The following is a 414-nucleotide window of genomic DNA, read 5'->3' as shown; positions in this document are numbered from 1 at the left end:
TGTTGATTTGCACCCAAATTTGACCCGGGATTTGCATTGAATTTTGACCCACCCCTTGTTGTCAGAATTATGTCTCGATTTTCAGTTTGCGGGTCTGTTTTTCCTCCTTTTTGTTTTGAGTTGAACTGTGTTTGAAGCGGTAACTTTCGTTGCCTGTTTCCAGAATGTGGCAGTGGTGGGTTAGTCGGTCCAACAACGCTGTGGTCATCTTTTCATCGCCAAACACCCGGCTCCATTCCGAGAAGCTCAAGTTGGTGGTTAGTATCACGCTGGTTTTCTCGTACAGTTTCGAGAGCAGGTGAAACAGTAGTGCCCCACCGGTTTGGCTAAAAGGCAAATAGCCCAGTTCATCCAGAATCACCAAATCGGCATACAACAAGCGGTTTGCGATTTGCCCCTGCCGTCCTGATAATT

Annotated in this window: 1 pseudogene; it reads right to left on the bottom strand. The window is 46.9% G+C overall.

Annotated elements, in window-relative coordinates:
• Positions 1-67 precede the first annotated feature (67 nt).
• A pseudogene (istB, locus tag PY990_RS16335) lies at positions 68-414 on the bottom strand (IS21-like element IS1326 family helper ATPase IstB); the annotation flags it as partial.

Origin of the sequence: Limnobacter olei, from assembly GCF_029087225.1 — a bacterium.
Lineage (GTDB): Bacteria > Pseudomonadota > Gammaproteobacteria > Burkholderiales > Burkholderiaceae_B > Limnobacter > Limnobacter olei.
Note: the sequence above shows the minus strand (reverse complement) of the source record. Positions and strands in the feature narration are given on the sequence as shown.